Consider the following 26542-nt stretch of genomic DNA (forward strand, 5'->3'; position numbering starts at 1 on the left):
GGTTACTCGTCCATGTCGGACAGTTTCTTCTGCAACTCGGCGAGCTGTTTCTTGATCGCGGAGAGGTCGTCCTTCTCCTCGGTCTTCTCGTCCTCGCGGCCGGGGCCGGACCAGTTCTGGGCGAAGCCGCTGGTCATGGCCTTCAGGAAGGCCTCCTGCTGCGCCTGCATGGCCTCGAACCCGGGCATCTTGGCCGCCATCGGATTCATCTCGATCATCTTGGACTGTCCGTCGCGCAGCATCTCGAAGGAGGCGGCGAGGAACTGGGGCACCACCGATTGCGCCTGGGTGGTGTAGCTGCGCACGAGATCGGTCAGCACGGCGAGCGGCAGGACGTTCTCGCCACGGCTCTCATGCTCGGCCACGATTTGCAGAAGGTATTGCCGGGTCAGGTCGTCGCCGGATTTCAGGTCGACGATCTGGACTTCGCGGCCCTCGCGAATGAAGCCCGCGATATCTTCGAGCGTGACGTAATCAGACGTCTCCGTATTGTAGAGACGGCGCGAGGCGTAACGCTTGATCAAAAGAGGCTTGCTGGTATCTGCCACGGAAATCCCTCCCAAATGCAGCACTGCAGCAAAGCTTAAGTCAGCTTAGATAAAAAAGAAAGGGCGGGCACATGGCCCGCCCAATCATCTGGCGCCCCTGATCAAGGGGGAGGAGCTACCGGGGCGCCGAGAGCGTTCCGGCCCTTCGCATCCGTATGGAGCGGAAAGCCGGAGTGCTGTCGCGACTTACTTCGCTGCCGCTTTCTTGGCTGCGGTCGTCACGTCCTTGGTCGCCTTCTGAACGGCGGCCGAGGCTTCCTCGGTCATGTCCTTGCCGGCTGCCATCATCAGTTCGACGGTTTCCGACTGCAGCTTCTTTGCGATTTCTGCAAAGGCCGACATGTATTCCGAGGTTGCTTCGGCTTGGGCCGAGGCGAAATCGGTCATCGCTTTGGCGTAGTCTGCGGGCTCCGACTTGGCCTTGGACAGGTCTGCCAGCTTGGTCAGGGTGTCCTTGGTCCACTTGGTCGAAACTTCGGCCGACTTGTCGGCGGCTTCCAGAGCCACTGCCGACATTTTCTCACCCAGCGATGCTTGGGTTTTGAAGGCGTCGTCCATGACCGACATGTCCACGGGGAAGGCCCCCATCATGTCTTTCATCATGGTGGTGAAATCTTGGGTCTTAGCCATTGGTCTTTCCTCTCTTCGCTGTCCGGGCGGGCGGTCCCGGGGGTCATTCGCTGTTGAGAGGAATATGAATGCTGCGGCGCAGAAAATCAAGTCTTTCTTGCTGCGTCGCAGAATATTTACAGGGCCCGGGGGCCTCAGCCCGCCGCCGTCAGGGTGACATACTTGCCCGGCGCGGGCCCGATCGGCGGGTGGTTTTCATCGCCAGGTTCCCTTGCGGCAACCATTTTTCCCGATTTCTTGGCCAGCCACTCGGACCAGCGCGGCCACCAGGAGCCCTCGTTGTAAGTCGCCCCGGCCAGCCAGCCATCGGCCTCCTGCGAGAGGTCGTCGTTGGTGTAGTGGCCGTATTTCTTCTTCGAGGGCGGGTTCACGATCCCCGCGACATGCCCCGATTCGGAGACGATGAAGGTCCGGTCGCGCGACTTGGTCATCCGGTAGCCGCGGTAGCTGTCCTTCCACGCCGCGATGTGATCGCGCTCGCAGGTGACCGAGAAGGTCGGCACCGAGATGTCACTGATATGCAGCGTCTCGCCGAAGAGCTCGATCCCCGTGGTGGTGAACTCGTTGCCCTGGCAGAGCTGGCGCAGGTACTGGATCGCCATCTTGGCCGGCAGGTTGGTGCCGTCCCCGTTCCAGTGCAGCAGGTCGAAGGCGGGCGGGGCCTCGCCCAGCATGTAGCTGCGGATCGCCGGGCCATAGATCAGGTCGTTGGAGCGCAGGAAGGAGAAGGTGCGCGACATGATATGGCTGCGCAGGATACCTTTCTCCCTGACTTCCGCCTCGATGGCATCGACGAAATCGTTCTGCAGGAAGGGCGTGAACTCCCCCTGTTCCGAGAAGTCGGTCAGCGTGGTGAAGAAGGTCGCCGACTTCACCGACTTGTCGCCGCGCTTCTTCATCAGCGACAACATCAGGCTCGTGGTCGTGCCCGCGATGCAGTAGCCCACCACGTTCACCTGCTTCTGCCCGGTGATCGCCTTGGCCTCGTTGATCGCGGTGAGGAAGCCCTCTTCTATATACTCCTCCATCCCGACGTCCCGGTAGCTTTCGTCCGGGTTGATCCAGGACACCACGAAGAGCGTGAAGCCCTGATCGGTGATGTACTTGATCAGGCTGTTCTGCGCCTTCAGGTCGAGGATGTAGAACTTGTTGATCCACGGCGGGAAGATCACCAGCGGGATCGCGTGCACCTGTTCGGTGGTCGGCGTGTACTGGATCAGCTCCATCATCCGGTTGCGATAGACGACCTCGCCCTTGGTGGAGGCGATGTTCTCGCCCATCTTGAAGGCCTTGTCGTCGGCCAGCTTCACGACGAACTGGCCCTTGTTGGCCTCGATGTCGCTGACGAGGTTCTCGTATCCCTTCACCAGCGACTCGCCCTCGGTCTCGATCGCGCGTTCCAACGCGTCGGGGTTGGTGGCGAGGAAGTTGGTCGGCGCCATCATGTCGATGATCTGGCGCGCGAAGTACTGCAGGCGGCGCTTCTCGATCGGGTCGAGATCCTCGGCGTCTTCGACCGCCCGGGAGATTGCCTGAGCGTTCAGCATGTACTGCTGCTTGATGAAGTTGAAGTAGGGATGGGTCTTCCAGAGCGGGTTGGAAAACCGCCGATCCTCGGGAGTCGAGTCGGGCGGAGCCTCGAATTTGCCCTTGGCCAGCGTTTGCTGGGCCTCAAGAAAATGTTTTACGGACTGCCCCCAGAACTCCAGCTGGTGCTCGAAGATGCGCGCCGGGTTCTCCATCGACTGGGCCCAATAGGCGTTTGCTGCATCTGCGAAAAGCGCGGTGTCCGGGGCGTTTAGCCCCGGGTTGGGCTGGTCGCGATTGGCCACGGCGGTGAACAGCCGCTGCGTAAGCGCCTCCACCTTGGCGAGGTTTTCGTCGATCCGTTCAACGGTATCCGACGGGACGTCGCCTTTACCCTCGGACGAGTGATCGGTTGCCATAGTGCCAAATCCCCCCTATTTTTCTGCCATGCAGCAAACGCAGTCGCGGCGCCAGCTCGGGGGAGCACCGCTGACAGCGCGGGGCTTGCCCGAACAAGGAGACGCATTATGCGCTTTATGGCAACCTACGACCTTATGGAGACCATTCGCAACACGAACCAGTGGATGGCCTCCTCCGCCTCTTCGATTACGTCTTATCCCGCCTTCGCCGCGATCCCGAACCCGGCGCTGAAACTCTTCGGGGCGTGGGGCGAGGTGATGGAACGATCCTACAAGCGGATGGTGACCAAGCCGAGCTGGGGCATCTACACCGTAACCTGTGCAGACGGGCGCGATCACGTCGTCTCGGTCGAGACAGTGCTCAAGCGGCCCTTCGGTGACCTGATCCATTTCCGGGTGCAGGGACGTGAAGAGAAAAAGCGGAAAATCCTGCTCGTCGCGCCGATGTCCGGCCACTACGCGACGCTTTGCCGCTCCACGGTGATGAGCCTCCTGCCCGATTGCGAGCTCTACGTGACCGACTGGCACAACGCGCGCGACATTCCCGTCTCCGAGGGCAAGTTCGACGTCGAGGATTACACCCTCTACCTCGTCGACTTCATGAAGGAGCTTGGCCCCGATACCAACGTCATCGCGATCTGCCAGCCGGCCCCGCTGACGCTGGCCGCCGTTGCCTACCTTGCCGAGGACGCGCCCGAGGCGCAGCCCGCGACCATGACGCTGATCGGCGGCCCGATCGACCCGGACGCCACCCCGACCGAGGTGACCGACTTCGGCAACCGCGTGACCATGGGCCAGCTCGAAGAGACGATGATCCAGCAAGTCGGCTTCAAGTATGACGGCGTCGGCCGCAAGGTCTATCCGGGCCTGCTTCAGCTGACGTCCTTCATCGCCATGAACGCCGACCGCCACGCCTCGGCCTTCGTGGACCAGATCTTCCGCGTCGCCCGCGGCGAGGCCTCGGACCACGATCACCACAACCGCTTCTACGACGAGTATCTCGCGGTGATGGACATGACGGCGGAATTCTACCTCTCGACGGTGGAGCGGATCTTCAAGAACTGCGAGATCGCCAAGAACGAGTTCACCGTGAACGGCAAGAAGGTCGACATCGGCGCGATCACCACCGTCGCCGTGAAGACCGTCGAGGGCGAGAAGGACGATATCTCGGCCCCCGGCCAGTGCGTCGCCGCGCTTAAGCTGATGACCGGCGTGCCGGACAGCAAGAAGAGCGAACACCTCGAACCGGGCGCGGGCCACTACGGCATCTTCGCCGGCTCGTCGTGGCGCAACAACATCCGCCCGCTGGTGCTGGAGTTCATCGACGCCAACGCGCGCAAGCCTGCCTCCAAGCCGCAGCTCGTCATCAACGAGTGACGCGGCAGGCCCTGCCTGAACTCTTTGACGGCCGCCCCCGGGGGCGGCCGTTTCGCGGTGCGGCCCGGGGCAGGGTGGCCCTCAGATCAGGAGCCCGGCGGCCCCTTCGTGGCGCAGCAGCGCGACCTTGGTCTCGATCCCGCCCGCGCCGGAAAACCCGCCCAACCCGCTGGCCCCCAGAACCCTGTGGCAGGGGATGATCACCGGGATCGGGTTGCCGCCACAGGCCTGCCCGATGGCCTGTGCGGGCCGTCCCAGCCGTTTCGCCAGATCGCCATAGGTCCGGGTCTCACCGAAGGGGATCGCCGCCATCTCGGCGCAGACCGCCTGTTGCAGCGCCGATCCCGCCACACTCAGCGGCAGGTCGAAGCCCTCCCGCCTGCCCTCGAAGTAGGCCGAAAGCTGGCCGGCGGCCTCCTCCAGCAGGGCTGCATCGGCGTCATCGCCCGCGCTCTCGGGCAGGCTGTCCCAGCCCAGCCGGGTGATCGCGCCCTCCCGTGCCTCCAGCACGAGACGGCCGACGGGTGTATCGAGCGCGCGCAACATCGGGGCATCCTGCCCCTTGCGCAGGGGGGCGGCAAGGGCCAAGGGAAGGGCGCGGGTCGCAACGTCTTCCGGGAATGTCGTTTCCGGCGCTGACGCAGGCCCGCAATCCGGCACATTGCCTGCAACACCGCCAGTTCACGAGGACCCTCCATGACCAGCATCGCCCTGACCGTCCAATGCGAAAGCCGCCGCGGCATCGTCGCCGGTATCTCGGGCTTCCTCGCCGAACATGGCTGCAACATTTCCGACAGCCACCAGTTCGACGATCAGGAGACCGGCCAGTTCTTCATGCGCGTCACCTTCGCCAGCGAGACCGGCGCCACCCAGCCCGATCTCGAGGCCGCCTTCGCCCCGCTGGCGGAAGACTTCGGCATGACCTTCGCCTTCCATGACCAGTCGGAGAAGATGAAGGTCATCATCATGGTTTCGCGCTTCGGCCACTGCCTGAACGACCTGCTCTACCGTTGGCGCATCGGGGCACTGCCGATCGACATCGTGGCGGTGATCTCGAACCACATGGACTACCAGAAGGTCGTGGTGAACCATGACATTCCCTTCCACTGCATCAAGGTGACGAAGGAGAACAAGCCGCAGGCCGAATCCGCGATCATGGACGTGGTCCGCGAAACCGGCGCCGAGCTGATCGTACTGGCCCGCTACATGCAGATCCTCTCGGACGAGATGTGCCAGAAGATGTCGGGGCGGATCATCAACATCCACCACTCCTTCCTGCCCTCCTTCAAGGGCGCCAACCCCTACAAGCAGGCCTACGAGCGCGGCGTGAAGCTGATCGGCGCGACGTCCCACTACGTGACCGCCGACCTCGACGAGGGTCCGATCATCGAGCAGGACACCGTGCGCGTCACCCATGCGCAATCGCCCTCGGACTACGTCAGCCTCGGCCGCGACGTGGAGGCCCAGGTGCTGGCCCGCGCGATCCACGCGCACATCCACCACCGCGTCTTCCTGAACGGCAACAAGACCATCGTCTTCCCGGCCTCGCCGGGCGGCTATGCCTCTGAACGCATGGGCTGAGGCGGCGTCGGATGTGAGTATTTGGGGAAAGATGAAGCCCCGGGGCCTTCCTTTCCGTTTCCCAAATATCCCCGCCGGAGGCTAGAAACTCTCAGCCTCCGGTGCCGATCTCGGGCAGCCCGCTCAGGCGCGCCACGCATTCGGCGGTGTTCTTCGTCCCCATCTTCTCGTTCAGCTTCGCCCGGTGCGCCTCGACCGTGCGCGGCGAGATCGCCAGCAACCGGGCGATGTCCTTCGAGGTCCGCCCCTCGGTCAGCAGCATCGCCACCTGCCGCTCCCGGCGGGTCAGCTGCACGAGCGGACGGCTCTCCGAGATATCCGTCATGCACCAGACCGCGCGGGCGAAGGGATCGCCGGGCGTGAGCGAGCGGCCCTCGACCCGGCACCAGAAGTGGCCGCCGTCGCGGCGGCGCATGATCCGGGTGTCGCCGTAGCGCCCGGTCTCGCGCATCTCGGCCTGTCCGATCTCGCCGATGCGGCGGTATTCCTCGGCAGAGGGATAGAGCCGCGACAGCGACTTCCCCGCGAGGTCGGCGGGCGCATAGCCGAAGATCGCGGCGAATTCCCCGTTGCAGGTCTCGATCTCCCGGTGCCGTGTCACGGCAAGGCCCACGGGGGCGAGGTCGAAGGCGAGGCGCATCGCCTCCAGCCGGTCGGTCACGCAGCACCTCCTCCGAAACCGCGTAGTTTTCCCAATGGGCCTTGGCGGCCCCTCGGGTCTACTATGACCGTCAGCAAGTGGAGGAGACAAGATGGACACCAAGGACGCCTGCATCGTCGGCTGGGGGCACACCCCCTTCGGCCGCCGCGAGGAAGACCTGGAGGGGCTGATCGGCCTCGCCGTGACGGAAGCGATCGAGAGCGCCGGGATCGAGGCCGCGCAGATCGACGGGATCTGGCTGGGGCATTTCAACGCCGGCATGGTGCGCGACGGCTTCGCCTCCTCGCTGGCGCTTCAGGTGGATGACGCGTTGCGCTTCACCCCCGCGACCCGCTGCGAGAATGCCTGCGCCAGCGGCTCGGCCGCGCTCCATGCGGCGCGCAACGCGATCCGGGCCGGTGATGCGAAGGTGGCGCTGGTGATCGGGGCGGAGAAGATGACCGCGCTGGACACCGCCGGCGTGACCGATGCGCTGATGCAGGCGGGCTATGCCAAGGAGGATGACGGGCAGAGCTTCCCGATGATCTTCGCCCGCTTCGCGGAGAGCTATTTCCAGCGCTACGGCGATCATTCCACGACGCTGGCCAGGATCGCCGCCAAGAACCACCGCAATGCGCTTGCGAACCCGCTGGCCCACCTGCGCAAGGACCTGGGCGAGGAGTTCTGCAACACGGTGAGTGAGAAGAACCCGATGATCGCGCCGCCCTTGCGGATGAGCGATTGCTCCCTGATCTCGGACGGGGCGGCGGCGTTGATCCTCGTGGCCGACGACATGGCCGAGGAGTTCGACCACGCCATCGGGTTCCGCGCAGCGGTGCAGGTGAACGACTACCTGCCCATGTCCCGGCGCGAGTTGCTGGACTTCCCCGGCCCGGCCGAGGCCTTCCGCCGCGCCTATGCGGCCGCGGGTGTGGGCGTGAACGACCTGTCTTTCGCCGAGGTGCATGATTGCTTCACCATCGCCGAGCTGCTCAGCTACGAGGCCATGGGGCTGGCGCCCAAGGGGCAGGGCGCGCGCGCCATCGAGGAGGGCACCGTGCTGAAGGGGGGCGCCCTGCCGGTGAACGTCTCGGGCGGGCTGAAGGCCAAGGGGCATCCGGTGGGGGCCACCGGGGTCTCGATGCATGTGCTGGCCGCGCGGCAGCTGGCGGGGCAGGCGGGCGAGATGCAGCTGCCCGGGGCCGAACTGGGCTGTGTCTTCAACATGGGCGGCTCGGGCGTGGCGAACTACGTCTCGATCCTCGAAAGGGTCGGGGGCAAGGCATGAACCCGGCCGAATGGCTGGCCCGCAGTGCCGCGCGCGATCCCGCGCGCCCGGCGCTGCTGGCGGGGCGGGAGGTCGTCGCGGATTACGGCGCCTTCGCTGTCCGGGCGGCGGCCGTGGCCGGGGGGCTTGCGGCGCGCGGGATCGGGCCGGGTGACCGGGTGGCGGTCTTTGCCAAGAACTGCCCCGAGTACCTGATCGCGCTTTACGGCATCTGGTGGCGGGGCGCCGTGGCGGTGCCGGTGAATGCCAAGCTGCACCCGCGCGAGGCGGCCTTCATCGTGGAGGATGCGGGCGCGGCGCTGGTCCTGTGTGACGCAGGACATGCGGCGGGGCTGGAGGCGCTGTGCCCGGGCAGCGCGGTCGTCGCCATCGGCGGGGCGCAGTGGCAGGCGCTGGAGGCCGGGCCGCCGCAGGCGCTGCCCCATGCCACGGCGGCGGAGGAGTTGATCTGGCTCTTCTACACCTCCGGCACCACCGGCAAGCCCAAGGGCGTCATGCTGGAGGCGCGGCATCTGGAGGCGATGGCCTTGGGCTATTTCGCGGACGTGGACGCGGTGACGGTGGAGGATGCGGCGCTCTATGCCGCGCCGATGTCCCACGGGGCCGGGCTCTACAACTTCATGCATGTGATGATGGGCGCGCGCCATGTCATTCCGCCCTCGGGCGGGTTCGACGCGGGCGAGGTCCTGGAACTGGCGGCGGATCTGGGCAATGTCTCGATGTTCGCAGCCCCCACGATGGTGCGGCGGCTGGTGGACGCGGCGCAGGCGCAGGGCAGCCGGGGCGAGGGGCTCAAGACCATCGTCTACGGCGGCGGGCCGATGTACGTGGCCGATATCACCGAGGCGGTGGAGCTGATGGGGCCGCGCTTCGTGCAGATCTACGGGCAGGGCGAATGCCCAATGGCGATCACCGTGCTGGGCCGGGAGGAGGTGGCGGACAGGAGCCGCCCGGACTGGCGTGCAAGGCTGGGTTCCGTCGGGCGGGCGCAGAGCACCGTGCGGGTGCGGGTGGCCGATGCCGAGGGGCGCGACCTGCCGCCGGGCGAGGTGGGCGAGATCCTCGTGCAGGGCGCGCCGGTGATGCGGGGCTACTGGCGCCGGGCCGAGGCCTCGGCCGAGACGCTGAAGGGCGGCTGGCTCTGGACCGGGGACATGGGGGCGCTGGACGGTGCGGGCTACCTGACGCTGCACGACCGTTCGAAGGACGTGATCATCTCGGGCGGCACGAACATCTACCCCCGCGAGATCGAGGAGGCGCTGCTGGAGCATCCGGCGGTCACCGAGGTCTCGGTCATCGGGCGGCCCGATCCGGAGTGGGGCGAGGTCGTGGTGGCCTACGTGGTGGGCGCGGCGGAGCCCGGGGCGCTGGATGCGCTCTGCCTTGAGCGGATCGCGCGGTTCAAGCGGCCCAAGGCCTATGTGTTCCTGCCTGCCCTGCCGAAGAACAACTACGGCAAGGTGCTGAAGACCGAACTGAGGGCGATGGACGCGGAGAGCGTCTGAGCTGCGTTCGGCGGGACGAGGTTGCGCCTGCGGCGGGACGCGATTGCGCCTGCGGCGGGCGGGGAGAGGGGGCTGTCTGCCCCTTCTTGCGGGTCTGCGACCCGCAATTCACCCCCGAGGATATTTTCGAGCAAGAGATGGAGAGTGGCCGGGCCACCCAGGTGGGCCTGTCTTTTTTGTTTTTTATCAATGGGATGTAGGGGTGGTGCAAATGGCACAAGCGGATCGTTGACAGAATCTGATTCGCGGTGTTTCATTATTGTATAGCGTGTTTTGAGGAGTGAAACAACGCGCTTTGACATAAAGGGGAGGAGGCCCTTCATGAAACTGTTCAGTCTGACGGCTGTGCTTGCCTGTGCCTTGCCGGTTGCGGGGATGGCGCAGGAGGTGACGATCAAGATGGGGCATGCCGCCTCGTCGAAACATATCTTCCAGCAGGGTCTGGAAATCTTTGCGGAAAAGGTGGCGGAGAAGACCGATGGCGCGGTCAAGGTAGAGGTCTATGGCGACCGCCAGCTGGGCGACGACAAGCAGCTGCTGGAGGGGCTCCAGATCGGGCTCATCGACGGGGCGCTGGTGTCTTCGGCGACCTTGCCGCTGGTGCTGGGCACCGCGGGCTTCGACGCGCTGCAGCTGCCCTTCGTGGTGGACAGCTACGCGCAGCTCTCGGAGGTGCTGACCTCGGACCTGGGCGACACGCTTCTGGCGACGCTGGAGGACAGCGCGATCAAGGGCGTGGGCTTCGTCGAGGCGGGGCAGCGGCACTTCCTGACCCGGGGCGAGGCGGTCACCGAGACTGCCGGCTTTGCCGGGCTGAAGACCCGGATCGTGCCGATCCCGCTGCACAAGGCGATCTGGGAGGGCATCGGCGTCAACCCGATCGGCATGGCCTATGGCGAGGTCTATTCGGCGCTGGAGACCGGCACGATCGACGCGGTGGAGATCAACCTCTCCTCGATCCAGTCGGAAAGCCTCTATGACGCGGCCAAGAACGTGACCATGACCGGCCATTACTTCTGGCCCGGGGTGATCATGCTGTCCGGCATGACCTGGGACAAGCTGAGCGACGACCAGAAGGCCGCGGTGGAGGCCGCGGGCAAGGAAGCCACCACCGAGGCCTATGCCCTCGCCGCCAGCCAGGAGGCCGATACCCGCGCCTACCTGGAGGAGAACGGCGTGACGGTGTCGGAGCTCTCGGACCTCGACAAGATGCAGGCGGCGACTGCCTCGGTCGTCGAGGACTGGACCGCCAAGGACCCGCTGATCGGCGAGTTCGTGGCGGCCTTCCGGTCCGAGAAGTGAGGGGGCAGGGATGAGCACGAATGTCTACCGCTGGACCGAACTGCCCCGCGAGGACGTGCGCCCGGGGGTGTCCCGGACCGCGTTCCGGGGCGACGGGGCCATCATGGTCATGAACTGGCTGGAGCCGGGCATGGAGAAGAAACCCCATTCCCACCCCTTCGAGCAGCTCGCCTATATCCTGCAGGGGCGCGTGCGCTTCGAGATCGGCGAGGACGTTGTCGAGGTGGGGGCGGGCGAGGTCGTGCGCATCCCCCCCGACGTGGTCCATGCCGGCGAGGCGCTGGGCGAGGAGGTTGCGATCAACCTCGACGTCTTCGCGCCCGCACGGGCCGACTACCTGCACCTGACGGCCTACCAGGAGAAGGACTTCTCCTGACCTGATCCGTCGCGCGGGCGGCCCGGCTGCCCGCGCCATCCAGAGTTTCAACAGACCGTCCCGCGAGCGCTGCGCGGGGACGGGCCCGCGCGGCCTGTCCCCCGGTGCCCTGCACCCCGGCGCCCCGCGCCTGCAAGACCCGGCGCCCGAGCGCCTGAAGGAGGAAGAATGACCCATATGTCCATCCAGAGGCCGTTCCGCATGGCCCTGCGTTGGCTTCTGGTCACGCTGGTCGGCGCGCTGCTGACGCTGATGATCGTGCAGGTCGTGCTGCGCTACGGGTTCAATGCCTCGCTCCTCTGGGCCGAGGAGATGTGCCGCTACATGCTGATCTGGCTGTCGTTCCTGGCCGCCGTGCTGGCCTTCGAGCGGGGCGAGGTCGCCTCGCTCACCTTCCTGGCCAATGCCCTGCCGCGGGTGCCCGCGCTCCTGCTGGCCGCACTCTGCGCGGCGCTTTCCATGGGGCTGTGCCTGCTGCTGGTCTGGTACGGCTGGCTCTATGCCGAGCGGGCGGGGCGGGCGGTGATCCCCGCGATGCGCTTCATCCTCGAGGATATCTTCGGCGAGAATGCCCCGCAGGCGCCCGGCACCTTCTGGGTCTATATCGCGCTGCCGGTGGGCATGGGCCTGCTGGCGCTGCGGCTGCTGGGGGACCTCGTCCTCTGCCTTGCGGCGATCCCGCGGGGCGAGACGCTGGGCCAGGTGCTGGAGCGCGGGCAGGAGGGGCTTGTCGAATGACCCTCTACCTCGTGATCTTCGTGGGCGCGATGGTGCTGGGCATTCCCATCGCCTTCTCGCTGGGGCTGTCCTCGGTGGTCTACCTTCTGGCCTTCGACCGCTGGCAGCTGATGATCGGCTTCCCGCAGAAGATGATCGCCGGCATCGACAATTTCGTCCTGCTGACGATCCCCTTCTTCATTCTGGCCGGAAACCTGATGAATTCGGCAGAACTGACGCGCCAGATCGTGCGCTTTGCGCAGATGCTGGTGGGGCGCGTGAAGGGCGGGCTGGCCGTGGTGAACGTGGTCGCCTCGATGATGTTCTCGGGCGTGTCGGGGGCGGCCACGGCCGAGGCCTCGGCCATCGGCTCGATCATGATCCCGGCCATGGTGCGCGACGGCTACAAGGCGGCCTATGCGGCGGCACTGACCGCAACGGGCTCGATCCTCGGGCCGCTGGTGCCCCCCTCGCTGTCGCTGATCCTCTATGGCGTGCTTACGGGCACCTCGATCTCCGACCTGTTCCTCGCGGGCATCGTGCCGGCCTTCGCGCTCTGCGCCCTGCTGATCTGCTATGCCCTGTGGCGCGCCAAGGTCGAGGACCACCCGCTGCCCGAGGCGATCCCGGCGCAGGAACGCAAGGGGCTGGCCATCAAGGCGCTGCCCGCGCTGCTGCTGCCCGTGATCATCGTGGGTGGCATCCGCAGCGGGGTCTTTACCCCGACCGAAGCCGCCGCGGTGGCCGCGCTCTATGCGCTGATCATCGGCGGGCTGCTGTATCGCACCCTCAGCGCGGCCAAGATCGCGCAGGCCTTCTATGACACGGCGACCATGACGGCGGGGGTGATGCTGATCGTGGCCATGGCCTCGATGACCGCCTTCATCCTTGGGATTGAGAACATCCCGCGCGCCATTGCCGCCGCCCTGCGCGGGGTGAGCGAGGAGCCCTGGGTTCTGATCCTGCTCCTGAACCTCGTGCTGCTGGTGCTGGGCCTGTTTTTGGAACCGCTGGCCGCACTGGTGCTGGCAATGCCGATCCTGAACGAGATCTTCCCGCTGCTTGGCATCGACGCGGTGCAGTTCGGGATCATGGTCGTGCTGAACCTGATGATCGGGATGATCACGCCGCCGGTGGGGCTGTGCCTCTTCATCGTGTCGGCCATCGGGAAACAGCCGCTGGAGAAGGTCGCGCTGGCGATCCTGCCCATGATCGCGATCTGCCTGATCACGCTGCTGCTGGTGGCCTTCGTCCCGGCGCTGACCCTCAGCCTGCCCGCGCTTCTAGGAGGATAACATGGGCGATATTTCCAACTCCAACACGACGAACCAGTCCACCGTGGCGGCTTTTGCCATCCTCGAGGAAATGGCCCGGGTGGCCGAACCCGCGCGGGTGACGGACCTTGCCAACGGCCTCGGGATGCCGCGGGCGCGGATCTACCGCTACCTGCAAACGCTGGTGACGCTGGGCTATGTCCGGCAGGACCCCGAGACGGAGCGCTACCGGCTGACGCTGAAGCTCTTCCACCTCGGGCAGGCGATTGCCGACGGCACCCAGCTGACCGCTGCCGCGCGCCCGATCATGCAGGCGCTGCGCACGCAGGTGCAGCAGACCGTCACCCTCTCGATCCCCGAGGCGAGCGGCATGCGCGTCCTCGATATTTTCCGGGTCGAGACGCCGGTGCAGATCGTCACCAAGCCCGGCGCGGTCCTGCCGCTGGAGACCTCGGCGCAGGGCAAGCTGGCGCTCGCCTTCTGGTCCGCCGTGGCGGGCCGCGATCTGCCGGAACCGCTTGCCTCGCAGGTGGCCGAGGCGCGGCGCAGCGGCTGGGCCGTGGCCCCTCAGGAAACCCTGCCGGGCGTGAACGCCGTCTCGGCCCCGATCTTCGACATCGAGGGACGCTTCGTGGCGACGGTGACCATCGTCGGCTCGGTGCAGCACCTCACCCCGGAACCGGCGGAGGCCTTCGTGGCTGCCGTCACGCGCGCGGCCCGCGAGATCTCGGCCGATCTTGGATGCATGGAGTACCCCGTATGACCCGATATTCCCTCGCCATCGACATCGGCGGCACCTTCACTGATGCCGTTCTGCTGGCCGATGATGGCCGCAGCTTCGTCGACAAGACCCTGACCACGCACAACAATCTTCTGGAAGGCTTCTTCCGCGGGGTGGAGCTGGTCACCGGCCATGCGGGCATCGCACCCACCGACGTGGACGACGTGGTGGTCCATGCCACGACCGTGGTGACCAACGCGCTGATCGAGCGGAAGGGCCCGCCGGTCGGCCTGATCCTGACCGAAGGGTTCCGCGACATCCTCTATATCCGCGAGGAACACCGCTATGACATGTACGATCCGCAGATCGAATTCGCCGAGCCGCTGATCCCGGCGGAGCGGACCTTTACCCTGAAGGAACGCACCTTTGCCGACGGCACGGTGGGCACGCCCGTGGACCGCGACGAGGTCCTCAAGGTCATCGCCGATTGCCGGGCCAAGGGCATCGTGTCGGTCGCGGTCTGCCTGCTGAACGCCTATCGCAACGGGAAGAACGAGGAAGAGGTGCGCCGCATCTTCGCCGAGGAAGCGCCGGACATCTATGTCTCGATCTCCTCCGTCATCGCGCCGCAGATGCGGGAATACCTGCGCGCCTCCACCACGGCGATCAACGCCTACACGGTGCCGATCACGCGGCCCTACCTGACCGCGCTGATTGCCGAGCTGAAGGACCGCGGCTTCAAGCAGCAGCCGCTGATCATGCTGTCCAATGGCGGGGTGATCGGGGCGGAACGCGCCTCGACCATGCCGGTTCGGATGATCGAAAGCGGCCCGGCGGCGGGGGCTCTGGTGGCCTGCTACTTCAGCCGCATCTTCGGGATCCCCGACCTCATCAGCTTCGACATGGGCGGGACCACGGCCAAGGCCTGCATGGTGCAGAACCATGAGCCGCTGGTCACCGGCACCTTCGAGGTCGACCGCCGCTATCGGTTCAAGCCCGGCTCGGGCATGCCGATCACCGTGCCTTCCATCGACATGATCGAGATCGGGGCCGGGGGCGGCTCCATCGCCTGGGTGAACGACCTGGGCCTGCTCAAGATCGGGCCGGAATCCGCGGGCTCCATGCCCGGGCCGGTCTGCTATGGCCGGGGCGGCGAAGACCCCTGCGTGACCGATGCCGACCTCGTGCTGGGCATCCTGAATGCCGACCGCTTCCTTGGCGGGGACATGAAGCTGAACCTCTCGGGGGCCGAGGCCGCCTATGATCGCCTTGGCGAGACGCTGGGCCTGAGCCGCGAAAAAGCAGCCTGGGGCGTCTTCGAGGTCGTCTGCGAACAGATGGCCGCCGCGACCCGGACCCACGCCACCGAACGGGGCATCGACTATCGCGGGCAGCCGCTTTTGGCCTTTGGCGGGGCGGGGCCGGTGCATGCCTGCATGGTGGCCGAACTGACGGAAAGCCCCAAGGTGATCTATCCGCCGCTGGCCTCGGTCCTGTCGGCCTTTGGCACGCTGGTGACGCCGGCGCAGATCGACCTCGTGCGCAGTCATGTGGCGACGCTGGACACGATCGACTGGTGCGGCGTGGATAAGGTGCTGGACAGCATGATCGTTGAGGGCTCCACCGCACTGGCCGAGGCCGGTATCCGCGAGGAGGAGTTCACCTTCACCTTCGCGGCCGAGATGCGCTACCTCGGGCAGCAGTCCGAGGTACGGATCGACCTGCCCGCAGACCCGCGCAAGATGCGCGACGCGCAGGCGATCAAGGACATCTTCGAGGCAGAATACGACAAGCAGTACGGCCTCAAGCTCGACGGGATGGAGATCGAGATCGTCAACTGGCTGGTCACCGCCTCGGGCCGCCAGCCGAAACGCGATCCCGGCCAGGCGGGCCTTGACGGGGACCGGGGCGAGGAGACGCGCCCCGTTCACATCAAGGGCGAGGCGCAGGAGGTGCCGGTCTGGCAGCGCCGCGCCATCAGCGAAACGGACCGCATCGCCGGTCCGGTCATCATCGAAGAACGCGAAACGACGATCTTTGTCCTCGGCGGCTGGGTCGTGACACGCCACGAGAGCGGCAGCCTCGTGGCCGAGAAGACGGGAGAAGCAGCATGAGCATGGATGGCGTCGAACTTCAGATCCTCTGGTCCAACCTGATCGGGATCGTCAGCGAACAGGCCCGCGCGTTGCAGCGCATCGCCTTTTCCCCCATCGTCCGCGAGGCGGGCGATCTGGCCAACGGTCTCTTCGACGAACAGGCGCGCATGGTGGCGCAGGCCGTGACCGGCACTCCGGGGCACATCAACTCCCTTGCCGCCGCCGCGCGCAACCTGCTGGAAAACTGCGACCGCGACAGCCTGAAGCCGGGTGATGTCTTGATCACCAACGACCCGTGGATGTCGGCGGGTCACTTCTTCGACATCACCGTGCTCTCGCCGATTTTCCGGGGCGAGCGGATCATCGGCTATGCCGGGTCCACCATCCACCACGCGGATATCGGCGGCTATGGCATCGGGTCCGGCGCGCGGGACATCCACGAGGAGGGGCTCTGGATCCCCACGATGAAGCTCTACGAGGCGGGCAAGCCGAACGAGACGCTGTTCCAGATCATCCGCCGCAACGTGCGCACGCCCGATGCGCTGATGGGCGATCTGGGCGCGCAGGTGTCCTCGGGCATCATCGCGTCGGACCGGCTGAACGCGCTGTGTGACCGCTATGGCCTCGACGATATTGCAGACCTGTCCGAAGAGATCATCGACCGGTCCGAAAAGGCCACGCGGGACGCGATCCGCAAGCTGCCCGGCGGCACCTATCACGGTGCCTCTACCTTCGATGTGCCGGGGGGGCAGACGATCACCCTCAAGACCGCCGTCACCGTGGATGCGGACAAGGGCGAGATCGTGGTGGATTTCGAAGGCTCCTCGCCGCCGTCCTCCATGGGGATCAACGTCGTGCCCGCCTATACCCACGCCTATGCGACCTTTGCCGTGCGCTCGTCGCTGAACCCGGACCTGCCGAACAACGCGGGTTCGCTGGCGCCGATCCGGCTGAAGCTGCCCGAGGAGTGCGTGGTGAACGCCAAGTATCCCTCGCCGGTGAACGCGCGCCACGTGGTCGGCATGTACGTGCCCTTCCCGATCCTCAAGGCGCTCGCGCAGGTGATCCCCGACAGCGTGGTGGCCGAAGGCTCGGGCGCGGTCTGGACGGTGCAGATTCAAGGCAAGGACAAGGAGGGGCGGCCTTTCACCTCCTCCATGTTTAACTATTCGGGCGGCATGGGCGCGCGGGCGTCCAAGCCCGGCATCTCGGCGGTGTGCTATCCCACCGGCGTCTCGGCCGTGCCGGTGGAGGTGCTGGAGGCGACCTATCCCATCGCCTTTACCTGCAAGGAACTGGAACATGGCTCGGGCGGGGCAGGGCGGCAGCCCGGCGGCGATGGCCAGCGGATCGGCTACAGGATGCGCACCGGGCGGCCCTGGCTGCTGAACACGATCCCGTCGCGGCTGAAGTCGGGGCCCGAGGGCTTGCTCGGGGGCTGCGACGGCAAGCCGGGCGTGTTCCAGATCAACGGCGAAAGCGTCGAGGACACCCGCAAGCGCGAGATGCAGCCGGATGACGAGGTCTTCATGATCACCCCCGGGGGCGGTGGCTATGGACCCGCGTGAGGCCTTTGCCCGCCGCCTGCGCGCGGGCGATCCGCTGACCGGGACCTTCGTGAAATCGCAGGACCCGGCGACGGTGGAAATCCTCGGGCAGGCGGGCTTCGACTGCCTGATCCTCGACGCGGAGCACGCGCCCTACGACCGGGGCACGCTGGCGCTGATGCTGATGGCCGCGCGGGCGGCCGGCATCGCGGCGCTGGTCCGGGTGCCCTGCGAGGTGCCGTGGATCGCCACCGCGCTGGATGCGGGCGCGGCGGGCGTGATGGTGCCGCAGGTGCGCGACGCGGATCACGCACGCGCCCTCGTGCGGGCGATGCGCTTTGCGCCCGACGGCGAGCTCGGCTTCTCGCCCTCGACGGCGGGGGCGGGCTATGGCGCGCGGGGAATCGCGCGCCACCACGCGCAGCAGCAGAAGGAAGCGGTGCTGATCTGCCAGATCGAGGATCCGGCGGCGGTGGAGAACGCAGGCTGGATCGCCTCTGTCCCCGGCGTCGATGCGCTGCTGGTGGGGCCTGTGGACCTGGCCGTCTCCGCGGGGGAGACCGATCCCGCCGCACCTGCCGTTCAGGAGATGTGCCGCAAGGTGATCTCGGCGCAGGGGGCGGCGACGGGGCTGTTCCTCGGCCAGCCCGGACAGGCCGGGCAATGGCGCGAGATCGGGGCCAGCCTCTTCATCCTCGGCACCGATCAGGGGTTCCTGATGCAGGCTGCGCGCGGGGCGGTGACGGCCTTCCGCGGCTGAGACGGGCCTGACAAAGGGCGTGCGACGAAGGCGACTGTCGGGGCGCGCCGTCACGATGCCACGGCGCGGGTGGTTCCGGCGTCAATGCGTCACCATCCAGATCACGGCGCTGACCGTGATGAAAGACAGCGCGGTGGCCACCACCACGGCCGAGGCGGCGGGCATCTCGGCCCCATGGCGCCGGGCGAGGATCGGAAAGATCGTCAGCATCGGCAGGGCGGCAAAGACGATGCCGATGCGCCGCATCTCGGGATCGATGCCGGGCAGCAGGCCCAGCATCAGGGCGGCGGCTGCGGGGTGCACCACCAGCTTGACCAGCGTCAGCACCGACACCCGCCGCCAGACGCCATGGACCTCGTACATGGCGATGGTCCCGCCCACGATCACCAGCGCCGCACCGGGCGCGACAGAGGCCAGCATGTCGATCGAGGTCTGGAGCGGCGTCGGGATCCGGACCCCAAGCGCCACGACCAGCAGGCCGCTGGCGAGGGCGATCACCAGCGGGTTGGTCGCCAGCCCCTTGCCGATCTGGGCCGCGGCAGCCGCAAAGCCCGAGCCGTGGGAATGCAGGTAGTCCGACACGATCAGCGCCACGGGCAGCACCACGAGGTTCTCGACGATGAGGATCGAGGCGACGACCGGGGCGGCCGCATCCCCAAAGACCGCCGACGAGATCGGGATGCCAAGGAAGGACGTGTTCGAGACAGCGGCCCCCAGTGTCATGATCATCGCCTGGTTCGGGGGCTGCTTGAGCCACAGCCGCATGACCGTGAACAGCACCGCCATCGAGATCAGCGAGCCGATGGCGTAGGCGAGGATGAAGACCGGGCTCATGCCGCCGCCGCTGGCGCCCTTGACCACCGCCGAGAAGATCAGCACCGGCAGGCTGACGCGGACGACGAACTGGCTGACCGCGCCCATGTGTTCGCCGGGGAAGTAGTTGGTCTTCACGATCCCGAACCCCAGCACGATCAAGGCGTAGAGGGGAACGATAAGCAGCAGGATGTCGATCACGGCGAGGAGGCTCCGTCAGGCCCGGTAGCGTGGGGCCGGTCAATCGAAGAGGCGCAACACCTCTTCCGGCGGACGCCCCAAGGCGGCCCGCCCGTTCTGGAACACCACCGGCCGTTCGATCAGCTTGGGGTGTTCCGCCATTGCAGCCAGCAGCGCCTCCTCATCGGCACCGGCCAGGTTGAGTTCCTTGAAAAGCGCCTCCTTGCGGCGGATCATCTGCTCCGCCGGCAGGCCAAGCGCCTCCCGTGCCGCCCTCAACTCGTCGAGTGTGGGCGGGTCGTCGAGGTAGCGGCGCACCTCGGGGGTGATGCCGCGCGCCTCCAGCAGGGCCAGCGTCTCGCGCGACTTGGTGCAGCGCGGGTTGTGCCAGATGACCGTCACAGCCAGTCCTCGATGCCGGTGCCCACGGCCTCGGCCACGGTGGCAAAGCCGTCCTGTTCCAGCAGCCGGTCGAGGCCCCGGGCGATGTCACCCGCCAGCGACAGGCCGCGATAGGCCAGCGCCGAGTAGAGCTGCACCGCCGAGGCGCCCGCGCGGATCTTGGCATAGGCCTCGCCAGCCGAGCTGATGCCGCCGACGCCGATCAGGGGCACACGGCCCTCGGTCAGCTTGGCCAGACGGGCCAGTTGCCGGGTCGAGAGGTCGAAGAGCGGCGCGCCGGAGAGGCCACCGGCCTGATCCTTGTGGCGGCTCAGCAGCCCGTCGCGGCGCAGGGTGGTGTTGGTGGCGATCACCGCGTCCACCGGCGCGCTCAGGGCGACCTCGGCCACGTCGGCCAGTTCCTCGGTGCTCAGATCGGGGGCGATCTTCAGGAAGATCGGGATCGGGCGGGGCAGGGCATCTCGCGCCTCCAGCACCCGCGCCAGCAGCGCCGAGAGGGCGGCCTTGCCCTGAAGGTCACGCAACTTCTCGGTGTTGGGCGAGGAGACGTTGACCGTGGCGAAGTCGAGATGCGCCGCGCAATGCTCCAGCACCTTCACGAAGTCGCCGGGCCGGTCCTCGCTGTCCTTGTTCGCGCCGAGGTTCAGGCCGATCACCGCATCGCGGGGGCGCTGCGCCAGGCGGGTGCCGACCACCTCCATGCCCTCGTTGTTGAAGCCGAAGCGGTTGATGACCGCATTGTCCTCGGTCAGGCGGAAGAGCCGGGGCTTGGGGTTGCCGGGCTGGGGCCGGGGCGTCACGGCGCCGACCTCGAGGAAGCCGAAGGCCGCGCGGGACAGGGGCGAGAGCGCCTCGGCGTTCTTGTCGAACCCGGCGGCGAGGCCCACGGGATTGGCAAGGCTCAGCCCCGCCACCTGCGTGCGCAGGCGCGGCGAGGTCACGAGGCCGGAAAGCGGCACGGCCCCGGTGCGCAGCGCCAGCAGGGCCAGCTTGTGCGCGCGTTCCGGATCCATCCGTTGCATGACGCCAAGGCCGAGGCTTTCCAGCGGGTTCATTGCATCGCCTCCGGAAAGACATGCGCGCCGTCGACCAGCGGCAGCGGCGCGTGCCACGCGACGTCCGACAGCTTCAGCCTGCGGTAGAGATGCGGGAAATCGGCCCCGCCGCGCGAGACCTCCCACTTCAGCGCGTCGCCAAGCGCATCGGCCTCCACCGCGGCGAGGATCAGCCCATCGGCCCCGGCGAAATGCTTGGCCGCGGTCTCGGCGGCCTGCGTGGCGGTGGAAAAGTGGATGAAGCCGTCGGCGAGGTCGACGGGCGCGCCCTCGGTCTCTCCCGCAGCTTCGAGCGCCTGCCATTCGGCGGCACGGAAAATCTTGTAGATCAGCATGAGGCGAGCCATGCCAGCCCCCCGCCGCAAGGTCAATCCACCTTGCGCGGCGAGGGCGCAAGGCGAGGGCGGGTGCCCGTTTTCTGATCCGGAAAACGGGCACCCGAACAGGGTGTTACAGCCAGCGGTGGCAGTGGCGGTGAATGCGCGGGATGATCACGTAGACCATCGAGAGCACGACCATCGGGACGATGATCAGCGTGCGCTGCCACATCTGCCAATCGGGCGTCAGGGGCCCGGCAACGTAAAGCAGCGTCGTCACCAGCGGGTAGACGACAAGGAAGACAAAGAGCGAGAGGCGGATGCGGGAAGGGGCTTTACCGGTGGGGGAGGACATGCGAAAACTCCTATCGAAACGGGGCGTACAGGTTATATGTACGATGCGTTTCGTTTTGTAAAGGGGGGACGATGACCAAGGCGGACGAGAGCGGGGGCCCGGCGCGGCGCCAGACCAGCCGGCATTCCATCGGCGCGCGCCGCAATCCCGAGACGGAGGCGGCGGTGCTTGCGGCGGCAGAGGTCCTGCTGCGGGAGAAGGGCGCGCGCGGCCTGACGATGGAGGCGGTGGCGAGACGGGCCCGGGCCTCCAAGGCGACGCTCTACCGCTGGTGGCCCAGCCGGGGCGCGCTGCTGCTGGCGGTCTACAACCGGATGAAGGGCGAGATCGACTATCCCGACACCGGCAGCCTGCTCGACGACATCGGCATCTTCTACGACCTCGTGCAGCGCCACTGGCAGGCCAGCGGCGGCATCGTCTTTGCCCAGATCATCGCCGAGGCGCAGGGCGACCCGGGCGTGGCCGAGGCGCTGAACACCTATCGTCGGGAGCGGCAGGTACAGCTGATCAAGGTGGTCGAACGTGCCATCGGACGTGGCGAACTGCGCGCAGGGGCCGAGGCCGAGGCCCTGAGCGATGCGATCATCTCGCTCATGTGGGTGCGCCTGCTGACCGGGCGGGTGGGGCAGGACGGCCATGTCATGGCGCGCGGCCTGCTTCAGGGCTGGATCCGCGACCCGAATGTAACAGGTGTGTGACAGTTTGATGACAGCTTAAGCGGCGGTGAGCAGCCTGCCGCTTCGTCATGAAGGTGACTCAGAGATCGGTTTTGACTCATGCCCGGGGCCGGGGCAGCATTCCGGCACATCATACCGTTATCGAAGGGATATAGTGATGCCTGTCCGTCTTCTGACGAGCGCCGCCGTGCTGGCTCTCAGCGCCGGCGCAGCAATGGCAGATTACAACCTGACCATTCTGCACACGAACGATTTCCACGCCCGTTTCGAACCGATTTCCAAATATGACTCGGGCTGCTCGGCCGAGGACAACACCGAGGGCAAATGCTTCGGTGGTTCCGCCCGCCTCCTGACCGCGATCGAGGCGGCGCGCGCCGGCTCCGACAATTCGATCCTCGTGGATGGCGGCGACCAGTTCCAGGGCACGCTGTTCTACACCTATTACAAGGGCAAGCTCGCCGCCGAGATGATGAACAAGATGGGCTACGACGCGATGACCGTGGGCAACCACGAATTCGACGACGGCCCCGAGGTTCTGCGCGGCTTCATGGATGCCGTCGATTTCCCCGTGCTGATGTCCAACGCCGATGTCTCGGGCGAGCCGCTGCTGGCCGACGTGCTGATGAAATCCACCGTCATCGAGAAGGCGGGCGAGAAGATCGGCCTCATCGGCCTGACGCCGCAGGACACCGACGAACTGGCCAGCCCCGGCAAGAACGTGATCTTCACCGATCCCTCCGATGCCGTGCAGCACGAGGTCGACAAGCTCACCGCCGAGGGCGTGAACAAGATCATCGTGCTCAGCCACTCGGGCTATGGTGTCGACAAGACCGTGGCCGAGAAGACCACCGGCGTGGACGTCATCGTGGGCGGCCACACCAACACCCTGCTGGGTGACATGGATGGCGCCGAGGGCCCCTATCCGACCATGGTGGGTGATACGGCCATCGTCTCGGCCTATGCCTACGGCAAGTTCCTGGGCGAGCTGAACGTCACCTTCGACGACGAGGGCACGCTCATCGAGGCCTCGGGCCAGCCGCTGATCATGGATGCCGCCGTGACCGAGGACGAGGCGGTCAAGTCGCGCATCGCCGAGGCCGCAGCCCCGCTGGAGGAAATCCGCAACAAGGTCGTCGCCGAGACCGCCGAGGCCATCGACGGCGAGCGCGGCTCCTGCCGGGCGCAGGAATGCACCATGGGCAACCTCGTGGCCGACGCCATGCTGGACCGGGTGAAGGATCAGGGCATCGACGTGGCGATTGCCAACGGCGGCGGCCTTCGGGCCTCCATCGACGCGGGTGAGGTCACCATGGGCGAGGTTCTGACGGTGCTGCCGTTCCAGAACACGCTGGCGACCTTCCAGGTGAAGGGCATGACCCTGAAGGAGGCGCTGGAGAACGGCGTCAGCCAGATCGAGGAAGGCGCAGGCCGCTTCCCGCAGATCGCCGGGATGGCCTTCACCTATGATCCCGCCGCCGAGCCGGGCAGCCGCGTGGTCGAGGTGACCGTGGGTGGCGAGGCGCTGGACCCCGAGAAGGTCTATGGCGTGGTGTCGAACAACTACATGCGGGGCGGCGGTGACGGCTACAAGATGTTCATCAACGCGATGAACGTCTACGACTTCGGCCCTGACCTGGCCGATGTCACGGCCGAATACCTGGCGGTGAACGCGCCTTACCAGCCCTACACCGACGGCCGCATCAAGACGAAGTGAGCCGCGGATCGGGCGGCGGCGTTCCGTGGGCATCCCTCCCGGGCGTGACCGCCCGAACGTCTGATCATCGGGCGTGACCGCCCGGACCGTTGACCCCCGGGCGTGACCGCCCGGACGTTTGAGCAGCGGGCGCTTCTGCCCGGGTCACGGATCATCGGGCGCGATGCGCTCCACAAGAGACATGCGCCCCGCCCGGTCCCTCAACCGGGCGGGGCGTCTCCTTCGGCGCGGTCCCTGCCTTGAGGGGCGGGATCAGTCGCGCGCGAAGGCGACCTGCAGCGCCTGTCCGTTCAGCGCGCGGTCGTTTCCGGTCATCTGCGCGATCGAGGTCTCGGGCGAAGCGGCAAAGCCGCGGGCCTGAAGCGCCGCGACGAGGGTTTCGGGCGTCTTGCCCACCACCTGCGCCACCGCCGACAGCGGGGCCTCCTGCAGCGCGCGGAACATCATGCCGGGGTTCACCCCCGTCGCCTGCGCCCCGGTGAGGTTGACCGAGGTGATCACCGTGGCCAGCACGCCTGCGCCAAGGATGCCGACCGCCAGAGGCTTGCGGAAATAGCCCTTCAGCGGGCGCCAGTTCATCGCGATGTGGAAACCCGCGGCCGCCATGACGGCAAAGCCGATCCACTCGTGCGCCACCCGCGACAGGGTGCCTCCGGTGTGGAAGAAGAGTACGACGCCGGTCACGGCGACGATCAGGAAGGTGGCGGCGGTCAGGGGCGTGGCCCATTTGCGCAGGTTCAGGGTGGCGGACATGGCTGGTTCCTCGTTGGCGTGTCACGAAGGGTTCTACGCCGTGGTCGGAACGTTCCGTCGCAGGGGGGCTATTTAGGATGTTTCGATGTCGCAGGGCGTTCTCCCGCAGGGCGGGGACGCCTATATTGAGGCCAGCGACAAGGAGCGCTTGAGATGGATCACCCCCTGATCGACCTGATCAATGCCCGGATCGCCCAGGCCGAGGCCGAGGGCGCCTTCGACAACCTGCCCGGTGCGGGCAAACCGCTGCCGGCCTGCGATGACCCGGAGAATGCCCTGCTGAACCGGATCGCGAAGGAACAGGGCGCGACGCCGGAATTCGTCAGCCTCTCGCGCGAACTGGCCAAGCTGCGCGAGGAACTGCGCGGCGAGGGCGACCGCACGGCGCGTCACGCGCTGATGAAGGATATCTCGATGATGGAAGCGCGGGTCGACATCGCCCGGCAGGCCTTCACGCGCAGCCGCTGAGGGCGGGGCCTGCCTCAGTTCGGCTGAAGCAGGTCGCTGCTCGTGTAGGTGTAATCCACCTCGTCATCGAGGCTGCCATAGCTCATGTACCCGTAGGACGAGTAGTTGCTGCTGCTGCCGTAGAAGGTGGTGTAGCGGCTGCTGGTCACATCCAGCGTCTGGCTCGAATAGCCGTAGACGGTGCTGACGCTCCAGGAGCCGTTGCTGGCCCGGACGCTCAGCGAATAACCGGTGAGGTTGTTGAACTCGATCCGGTCGCCGCTGGCGACATGGGTGAGGATCGGGAACCAGGCCGCGCCCAGCCAGTAGACCGTATGCGTGGTGCCCGAGTAGGTGAATTCCTCGGACCCGCCGCCACCGCCGCCACCGCCACTGCCCCGGGCGAGCAGGGGCGTCGTACCGAGTGACGTCAGGATCACGGCAATGGCCGGGACGGTCAGAGATTTCAGCTTGGGCATGACGGGCGGTGCCTCGAAATGATGACGGTGTTTTGGTCAGCTTTGTTTCTTAGTCTGCCATTCGGGCAAGAATGAGGCTTGTCTCCGGCGCTCGGCGGGTGATCTGGCGGCACTGCACTTTTTCATGCGGCGGCCCGTCGCAGATGCAGAAAGTTCTGGAACCATGAGCGGGATCCCGCGTTTGCTACAGGAAGACGGAACACATACTGCTAGGAGCACATCATGGTTCGCGCTGTCGAGAACACCAAGACCGAAGCTTCCACCGAAGAAATCCAGGCCCAGCTCGAAGCGCTGCGCGCCGATGTGGCCGGCCTGACGAAGGCCATGGGAGACTACGGTCGCGCGCAGGGTGCCAACCTGCGGGACGCCGCCTCCGAGACGGCAGCCACTGCACAGGCCCGCGCGCAGCAGCAGCTGACCGACGCCGAAGCGCAGCTGAAGTCGGCCTATTCCTCGGCCGAAGCCTCCGTGCGCGAGAACCCTGCCATGGCGCTTGGTCTGGCGGCCGGCGTCGGCTTCCTCGTCGGGCTGCTGACGCGCCGCTCGTAAGACCGGATGTTCGGTTACGTCCAATGGCGCCTCGGTGTGGCGCTGAAGAAATCGGCCCTCGGGGCCGTTGGGCTGGTCCTCATGCTTGTGGGGCTGGCCTTTCTCACCGTGGCGGGATGGATCCTGCTGGCCACCACCTATGACACGCTGATCGCCGCAACGGTCATCGGCTGCGTCTATTTCGGGCTCGGCCTCGTGTTCCTCGGCTTTGCCATGCGCCGTCCGCGCGTGCCGGTGCCGCCCGCGCCGGTGGCCGCGCCCATGGCCGCGATGCCCGGGCTGATGGGGGCCTTCCTGCAGGGGCTCAGCGCCGGGCGCGCCGCCCGCAGCACGCCGCCGCCGCCGCCACCCCCGCCGCCGCAATCGCACTATTGAGCCCCCCGGCTCTCTCTCTGCCGCCCCGCGTGCCGCCCGGCCCGCGGGGCGGTGCCGTTTTGGGGGCAGGGCTTCGCGGGCAGGGTTAGGGGCTGGCCCATCCAAAGCGCGGTTTCCT

At 66.8% G+C, this 26542-nt stretch carries 29 protein-coding genes; 17 read left to right on the forward strand and 12 right to left on the reverse strand.

Annotated features, from left to right (window positions below; all coding sequences use genetic code 11):
• Nucleotides 1-2: 2 nt before the first annotated feature.
• From phaR to ACX9MO_RS12080, 3 genes are all read right to left on the reverse strand, one after another.
• A complete protein-coding gene (gene phaR / locus ACX9MO_RS12070; protein ID WP_222493228.1) occupies nt 3-548 on the reverse strand; it encodes a polyhydroxyalkanoate synthesis repressor PhaR in 546 nt (181 codons plus the stop codon).
• A 186-nt stretch (nt 549-734) separates the two neighbouring features.
• Nucleotides 735-1178, reverse strand: a complete 444-nt coding sequence (locus tag ACX9MO_RS12075) for a phasin family protein (protein WP_222493227.1) — start codon at nt 1176-1178, stop codon at nt 735-737.
• Between the two features lie 134 nt (nt 1179-1312).
• Complete coding sequence (locus tag ACX9MO_RS12080) at nt 1313-3124, reverse strand: PHA/PHB synthase family protein (RefSeq protein ID WP_222493226.1); 1812 nt, start codon at nt 3122-3124, stop codon at nt 1313-1315.
• A 108-nt stretch (nt 3125-3232) separates the two neighbouring features.
• On the opposite strand from ACX9MO_RS12080, the gene phaZ reads away from it, so the two are divergent.
• Nucleotides 3233-4501, forward strand: a complete 1269-nt coding sequence (gene phaZ / locus ACX9MO_RS12085; RefSeq protein WP_462212015.1) for a polyhydroxyalkanoate depolymerase — start codon at nt 3233-3235, stop codon at nt 4499-4501.
• 81 nt (nt 4502-4582) lie between these two features.
• On the opposite strand, the gene ACX9MO_RS12090 is transcribed toward phaZ, so the two are convergent.
• On the reverse strand, nt 4583-5047 hold the full coding sequence (locus ACX9MO_RS12090) for a methylated-DNA--[protein]-cysteine S-methyltransferase (protein ID WP_222493223.1): 465 nt from the start codon (nt 5045-5047) through the stop codon (nt 4583-4585).
• Between the two features lie 150 nt (nt 5048-5197).
• Here ACX9MO_RS12090 and purU point away from each other — a divergent pair, with 150 nt between their 5' ends.
• The gene (purU, locus tag ACX9MO_RS12095; protein WP_462212016.1) at nt 5198-6082 is read left to right on the forward strand and encodes a formyltetrahydrofolate deformylase; all 885 of its coding nucleotides are present in this window, start codon (nt 5198-5200) and stop codon (nt 6080-6082) included.
• Between the two features lie 91 nt (nt 6083-6173).
• Here the strand turns inward: purU and ACX9MO_RS12100 are convergent, their stop codons facing one another.
• Nucleotides 6174-6743: a PAS domain-containing protein gene (locus ACX9MO_RS12100; RefSeq protein ID WP_462212017.1), complete on the reverse strand. Its 570-nt coding sequence runs from the start codon at nt 6741-6743 to the stop codon at nt 6174-6176.
• A 91-nt stretch (nt 6744-6834) separates the two neighbouring features.
• Here ACX9MO_RS12100 and ACX9MO_RS12105 point away from each other — a divergent pair, with 91 nt between their 5' ends.
• The 10 genes from ACX9MO_RS12105 (at nt 6835) to ACX9MO_RS12150 (ending at nt 18308) form a co-directional block, all read left to right on the forward strand.
• A complete protein-coding gene (locus tag ACX9MO_RS12105; RefSeq protein WP_462212018.1) occupies nt 6835-8010 on the forward strand; it encodes an acetyl-CoA acetyltransferase in 1176 nt (391 codons plus the stop codon).
• Nucleotides 8007-9515: an AMP-binding protein gene (locus ACX9MO_RS12110; RefSeq protein ID WP_462212019.1), complete on the forward strand. Its 1509-nt coding sequence runs from the start codon at nt 8007-8009 to the stop codon at nt 9513-9515. Before ACX9MO_RS12105 ends, ACX9MO_RS12110 begins: the two co-directional genes overlap by 4 nt.
• A gap of 321 nt (nt 9516-9836) precedes the next feature.
• On the forward strand, nt 9837-10817 hold the full coding sequence (locus tag ACX9MO_RS12115) for a TRAP transporter substrate-binding protein (RefSeq protein ID WP_462212020.1): 981 nt from the start codon (nt 9837-9839) through the stop codon (nt 10815-10817).
• Nucleotides 10818-10827: 10 nt separating this feature from the next.
• The gene (locus ACX9MO_RS12120; protein ID WP_462212021.1) at nt 10828-11193 is read left to right on the forward strand and encodes a cupin domain-containing protein; all 366 of its coding nucleotides are present in this window, start codon (nt 10828-10830) and stop codon (nt 11191-11193) included.
• Between the two features lie 168 nt (nt 11194-11361).
• Nucleotides 11362-11931 carry a TRAP transporter small permease gene (locus tag ACX9MO_RS12125; protein ID WP_222493210.1) on the forward strand — a complete coding sequence of 190 codons (570 nt, stop codon included), beginning with the start codon at nt 11362-11364 and terminating at the stop codon, nt 11929-11931.
• Nucleotides 11928-13205 carry a TRAP transporter large permease gene (locus ACX9MO_RS12130; RefSeq protein ID WP_462212022.1) on the forward strand — a complete coding sequence of 426 codons (1278 nt, stop codon included), beginning with the start codon at nt 11928-11930 and terminating at the stop codon, nt 13203-13205. Before ACX9MO_RS12125 ends, ACX9MO_RS12130 begins: the two co-directional genes overlap by 4 nt.
• Nucleotide 13206: 1 nt before the next feature.
• Nucleotides 13207-13947, forward strand: a complete 741-nt coding sequence (locus ACX9MO_RS12135) for an IclR family transcriptional regulator (RefSeq protein WP_462212023.1) — start codon at nt 13207-13209, stop codon at nt 13945-13947.
• Nucleotides 13944-16019 carry a hydantoinase/oxoprolinase family protein gene (locus ACX9MO_RS12140; RefSeq protein WP_462212024.1) on the forward strand — a complete coding sequence of 692 codons (2076 nt, stop codon included), beginning with the start codon at nt 13944-13946 and terminating at the stop codon, nt 16017-16019. The genes ACX9MO_RS12135 and ACX9MO_RS12140 overlap by 4 nt, the downstream gene beginning before the upstream one ends.
• Nucleotides 16016-17569: a hydantoinase B/oxoprolinase family protein gene (locus ACX9MO_RS12145; protein WP_462212025.1), complete on the forward strand. Its 1554-nt coding sequence runs from the start codon at nt 16016-16018 to the stop codon at nt 17567-17569. The genes ACX9MO_RS12140 and ACX9MO_RS12145 overlap by 4 nt, the downstream gene beginning before the upstream one ends.
• Nucleotides 17556-18308 (forward strand): HpcH/HpaI aldolase family protein, encoded by a 753-nt coding sequence (locus ACX9MO_RS12150; RefSeq protein WP_462212026.1) that lies wholly within the window; start codon nt 17556-17558, stop codon nt 18306-18308. The genes ACX9MO_RS12145 and ACX9MO_RS12150 overlap by 14 nt, the downstream gene beginning before the upstream one ends.
• A gap of 81 nt (nt 18309-18389) precedes the next feature.
• On the opposite strand, the gene ACX9MO_RS12155 is transcribed toward ACX9MO_RS12150, so the two are convergent.
• The 5 genes from ACX9MO_RS12155 to ACX9MO_RS12175 all read right to left on the reverse strand — a co-directional run bounded on the left by ACX9MO_RS12155 (nt 18390) and on the right by ACX9MO_RS12175 (nt 21430).
• Nucleotides 18390-19322 carry an AEC family transporter gene (locus tag ACX9MO_RS12155; protein ID WP_222493198.1) on the reverse strand — a complete coding sequence of 311 codons (933 nt, stop codon included), beginning with the start codon at nt 19320-19322 and terminating at the stop codon, nt 18390-18392.
• Between the two features lie 39 nt (nt 19323-19361).
• The gene (arsC, locus tag ACX9MO_RS12160) at nt 19362-19703 is read right to left on the reverse strand and encodes an arsenate reductase (glutaredoxin) (RefSeq protein WP_315900509.1); all 342 of its coding nucleotides are present in this window, start codon (nt 19701-19703) and stop codon (nt 19362-19364) included.
• Nucleotides 19700-20758, reverse strand: coding sequence for a quinone-dependent dihydroorotate dehydrogenase (locus tag ACX9MO_RS12165; protein WP_462212027.1), 1059 nt, complete (start codon nt 20756-20758; stop codon nt 19700-19702). The genes arsC and ACX9MO_RS12165 overlap by 4 nt, the downstream gene beginning before the upstream one ends.
• Nucleotides 20755-21093: a DUF952 domain-containing protein gene (locus ACX9MO_RS12170; RefSeq protein WP_462214451.1), complete on the reverse strand. Its 339-nt coding sequence runs from the start codon at nt 21091-21093 to the stop codon at nt 20755-20757. Before ACX9MO_RS12170 ends, ACX9MO_RS12165 begins: the two co-directional genes overlap by 4 nt.
• A gap of 115 nt (nt 21094-21208) precedes the next feature.
• Nucleotides 21209-21430, reverse strand: coding sequence for a hypothetical protein (locus ACX9MO_RS12175; protein WP_222493194.1), 222 nt, complete (start codon nt 21428-21430; stop codon nt 21209-21211).
• Between the two features lie 71 nt (nt 21431-21501).
• On the opposite strand from ACX9MO_RS12175, the gene ACX9MO_RS12180 reads away from it, so the two are divergent.
• Nucleotides 21502-22128 (forward strand): TetR/AcrR family transcriptional regulator, encoded by a 627-nt coding sequence (locus ACX9MO_RS12180; RefSeq protein ID WP_462212028.1) that lies wholly within the window; start codon nt 21502-21504, stop codon nt 22126-22128.
• A 136-nt stretch (nt 22129-22264) separates the two neighbouring features.
• Nucleotides 22265-23821, forward strand: coding sequence for a bifunctional metallophosphatase/5'-nucleotidase (locus ACX9MO_RS12185; RefSeq protein WP_462212029.1), 1557 nt, complete (start codon nt 22265-22267; stop codon nt 23819-23821).
• A gap of 252 nt (nt 23822-24073) precedes the next feature.
• On the opposite strand, the gene ACX9MO_RS12190 is transcribed toward ACX9MO_RS12185, so the two are convergent.
• The gene (locus ACX9MO_RS12190; protein ID WP_222493188.1) at nt 24074-24574 is read right to left on the reverse strand and encodes a DUF4405 domain-containing protein; all 501 of its coding nucleotides are present in this window, start codon (nt 24572-24574) and stop codon (nt 24074-24076) included.
• 153 nt (nt 24575-24727) lie between these two features.
• On the opposite strand from ACX9MO_RS12190, the gene ACX9MO_RS12195 reads away from it, so the two are divergent.
• Entirely contained in the window at nt 24728-25042 is a 315-nt protein-coding gene (locus ACX9MO_RS12195) for a DnaJ family domain-containing protein (protein WP_462212030.1), read from the forward strand.
• Between the two features lie 14 nt (nt 25043-25056).
• Here ACX9MO_RS12195 and ACX9MO_RS12200 read toward each other — a convergent pair whose 3' ends face one another.
• Nucleotides 25057-25500: a hypothetical protein gene (locus ACX9MO_RS12200; protein ID WP_462212031.1), complete on the reverse strand. Its 444-nt coding sequence runs from the start codon at nt 25498-25500 to the stop codon at nt 25057-25059.
• A 222-nt stretch (nt 25501-25722) separates the two neighbouring features.
• Here ACX9MO_RS12200 and ACX9MO_RS12205 point away from each other — a divergent pair, with 222 nt between their 5' ends.
• Together ACX9MO_RS12205 and ACX9MO_RS12210 are read left to right on the forward strand one after the other, a co-directional pair.
• On the forward strand, nt 25723-26049 hold the full coding sequence (locus ACX9MO_RS12205; RefSeq protein WP_222493182.1) for an ElaB/YgaM/YqjD family protein: 327 nt from the start codon (nt 25723-25725) through the stop codon (nt 26047-26049).
• Nucleotides 26050-26055: 6 nt separating this feature from the next.
• The gene (locus tag ACX9MO_RS12210; RefSeq protein WP_462212032.1) at nt 26056-26424 is read left to right on the forward strand and encodes a phage holin family protein; all 369 of its coding nucleotides are present in this window, start codon (nt 26056-26058) and stop codon (nt 26422-26424) included.
• The last annotated feature ends 118 nt before the right edge of the window (nt 26425-26542 follow it).

Source organism: Pseudooceanicola profundus (assembly GCF_054919315.1).